At 39.0% G+C, this 3,345-nt stretch carries 3 protein-coding genes and 1 pseudogene; 1 reads left to right on the top strand and 3 read right to left on the bottom strand.

The window, feature by feature from the left end:
* On the top strand, positions 1–381 hold a 381-nt coding region (locus BBG47_RS30475; protein ID WP_065294385.1), incomplete at its 5' end, for a hypothetical protein.
* Positions 382–619: 238 nt separating this feature from the next.
* Here the strand turns inward: BBG47_RS30475 and BBG47_RS27415 are convergent.
* From BBG47_RS27415 to BBG47_RS30200, 3 genes and pseudogenes are all read right to left on the bottom strand, one after another.
* Positions 620–1,297 (bottom strand): ABC transporter ATP-binding protein, encoded by a 678-nt coding sequence (locus tag BBG47_RS27415; RefSeq protein ID WP_065294384.1) that lies wholly within the window; start codon positions 1,295–1,297, stop codon positions 620–622.
* A gap of 12 nt (positions 1,298–1,309) precedes the next feature.
* On the bottom strand, positions 1,310–2,734 hold the full coding sequence (locus tag BBG47_RS27410) for an ABC transporter permease (protein WP_065294383.1): 1,425 nt from the start codon (positions 2,732–2,734) through the stop codon (positions 1,310–1,312).
* Positions 2,735–2,952: 218 nt separating this feature from the next.
* Positions 2,953–3,345, bottom strand: a pseudogene (locus BBG47_RS30200) (hypothetical protein); the annotation flags it as partial.

Here is a 3,345-nt window from a genome sequence, read left to right as displayed (position 1 = left end):
GTGTCCAAGATCATTAAGGGGCTTATGAGAGACCACTTCAAATATACAACTATAAGTATTATGCAGGATCTAAATATTGATGAGAATAAGTTCTTAATATACATTGATGGAGAAAAGAATGATGGGCTTGAGTTTTATAATAATGGACAGTATCTAGGGTTGGATTCATCCCTTTCCTTATATCAAGTTGGTTGTATCGAGGATGTATACGATAACGAGAAGTTGCTTTTAAGTTTCGTTTATGAATACTTAAAATTAAATCCTATGCAATATTATTGGTTGGGAGATTACAATTGGGTTTATAGTTGGGAAGATATGCGAAAATTGAAATCGTTGCCCTATGACCCTAATTGGTGTTATAAGAATCCTAAAATGATTTAGACTTTAGTAGGGCTTATTCCAGTTTGAACCGAGGAGATGGAATAGGCTTTCTCTAGGAAAATAATAATGTTGGGCTAAGTAAAATTGTTTGTGTAAAGAAAGATGAACTCCTCCTATAGGGAGTTCATCTTTACGTTTTGACATACCCTAATCAATAAGAAACATTCGTTTTCACTAGTCGAAATTAAATTACTCTTTTCCGCATGATTCTAATTCCTTTCTTTTTCAAAATGTATCATTACATATTTTTGATTATTAAATCTTTTTGTTCAAGAAATACCGCCGTATCTGATTGCCTAGCCACGTCTGGAGAGTGGGTGACGACAATGATGCATTTATTTTCTTTATGAGCAAGCTCTTTGAATAACTCAATAATGTCAAAGGCAGTTGCTTGATCTAGATTTCCGGTAGGCTCATCGGCAATTAATAAATCCACGTTGCAAGATAAGGCACGGGCAATCGCGACGCGCTGCTGTTGACCGCCGCTAAGCTGCAATACCTTTCTTTTGGCTTCTATTTCCGTTAACCCTACCTTTATTAATAATTCAAGTGCTCTTCCTTTTTTGTCTGTTACATCGACACCCGTAATCTCCATGGCTGTTACTACATTTTGAAGCGCTGTCATATACGTAATGAGGTTGTAGGATTGAAAGATAATCGAGACATGTTTGTTTCGATAGGACTCCAACCCAATTTTCTGTATATCTGTTCCTTTGAATAGGATAGACCCGCTCCTAGGAATATCTAATCCGCCTGCTAAGCTAAGAGTTGTTGTTTTTCCTGATCCCGATGGTCCTAAAATCGTATAAAAATGACCGGCTTGGAACGAAAAGTTTACGTTATCTAAAATCGTGTATTTTTTATTATTGCTTTTATAATGGTAGTTCAGATTTTGGAATTGCAATATCGCGTCCATATAGATCCCCCTCTATTCATGCTTTAATAAAATATCTTTTGGGTTCAATCGAAGTATCGATAGTGCTGGGAGAATGGTTGAAAAGATTGCAATGACTAGACCCAACAGACCTAACTTCAACATATCTTCGGAGGTTACTCGCACATCAATATCATGAATCGGCTCCACATCCTGGCCTTGGTCAGGAATCATTCCAAACGAGAATCCGGGATTATTTTCCGCCTTCTCATCTTGATCATAAGAAGCAACTTCATTCTGCAATAAGCTGTCTCCCATTTTTTGAGACACGATCCCGCCTGTAAAGACAGAGAGGCTGAATGCTAGGGCAGCGATACACAATACTTCTACTAATAGTTGTCCGATTAATTTTCCTTTTTTCTCGCCAATCGCGAGCAGAATCCCTAATTCCTTCCTTCGCTCCTTTATGGCCAACGTAATAATAAGACCTAAGATAATGGCTCCCGCAAAAGAGACCAGGTATATGATCCATTTCGAAGTGGATGCTACGTTCTCAATCGGGCCTACCATTTTTCGATATAATGCATCATGCGCATCTAGCTTAAATAGGTCAAAATCAATGCCTGTTTTTTGTCCTTCTGCTTTGAAGTCCTCAATATGGTTCGGATCATTCAAGTAATATATGGCTTGATCAATGGGGATACCTTTCGATTCCTTATTTTCTGATAATTCTTTTAACGATCCGTAGGAGACATATACTTTGTTCGACGGATGAAACAGCGGCGGTGCCGATTCCATGTTACTGTCTATCGTGGACATTTCGTAAATTCCGATAATCTCTAAATCTATTGTCGATGTTTCATCTTGTGCTTGAATCTTTAACTGATCGCCAACTTGCAGATTGTTTTGTTCAGCCAATTGTTTTTCGACGAGGGCTACTTTCTGATCTTTGTCCTCCGGTGTAATGGAACGACCATCGATAATTTTATTCGTTTCGTCCGCAAATTCTTTTAGCAAATCAGAAATTCGAACGCCTTGAATGAGCGTGTTTGGCATTTTCATGTTCCCTTGGCTTCCGCCTACGGAACCGCCTACCGCGTTATCTCCTTGATCGGCATTAATGGGGATATAGCCATCGGCCACGCCTTGACTGTCTTTTACATAGTTGAACTCTTTTACATATGGAGATTCGGCTAACTTATCTGCTTCCTCTGTAGAGATTTCCGGACGATGTATTCTTTCATTTGGATTCTCAAGTCTCTGTTTTTGTACGTACTTTTGAAATTTATCCCCATTTAATCCTAGCGTCACATCAACTCCTAACTTTTTCCTGGCGAGATCATTCGCTGTCTTTGTGACATTCTGTATGGCGAATCCCGCTAATACTAAATTAGTGAGCACTAAAAAAACGGCGAATAAGATCAAGGACTTTCCCTTTCTTGCTTGTACACTTAAACATGCACGTGTGATAAAATTCATAATTTCTAACCTCCTTCTTGATATCTTTAATGTATAGGACTGATCTGGAGTCCAGATGGAGCCAGCAAGGATTTTATCTAGAGATACATGGGGATTTTATCTGGAAAAGAGTTCAATGTTAACATACAAAACCCGTGAGGCTGCCGAATAGCAATCTCACGGGTCGTGTTTATCTTTTGGACATCTCTACGTAGCTTGAGAACCAAGATTTTCTTTGATTATTTTTCTACATGGAAATCAAGGGTTTGGACACCAAGAACTTCATCGAGTTGCTTTTTCATTTGCTCCTTCGTGATTGTACCTGCTTTTGATTGATCAAAGAGGGCTTTTACCTTTTGTTGGGTAGCATCATCAAAGTGAATTGCTTTTGTTTCTTTCTTCATGTTGTGAGCCGGGCTGAAATCTACATCTATGTCGATGCCAAGCTCTTGCAGCTGTGCTTTCACTTGCTCTTTGCTAAGCGCTCCTGTTCTCATTTGCTCAAGAATGGCTTTCGCCTTTTCTTTGGCAGTATCGTCAAGGTTATCGAATTTTGACTTATCCATCTTTACCATAACGCCATGAGCTGCTTTACTGAAATTCACATCCATGTCAATGCCAAGCTCTTGCAG

It is taken from the genome of Paenibacillus sp. KS1 (assembly GCF_001680695.1).
Taxonomy (GTDB): domain Bacteria; phylum Bacillota; class Bacilli; order Paenibacillales; family Paenibacillaceae; genus Paenibacillus_B; species Paenibacillus_B suaedae.
The sequence above is the reverse complement of the archived record's forward strand: the minus strand, read 5'-3'. Positions and strand labels throughout refer to the sequence as shown.

Bases quoted from the DNA above. Each gene is read 5' to 3' on its own strand.
- BBG47_RS27415 (WP_065294384.1), bottom strand. From the start codon at position 1,297: ATGGACGCGATATTGCAATTCCAAAATCTGAACTACCATTATAAAAGC.
- BBG47_RS27410 (WP_065294383.1), bottom strand. From the start codon at position 2,734: ATGAATTTTATCACACGTGCATGTTTAAGTGTACAAGCAAGAAAGGGA.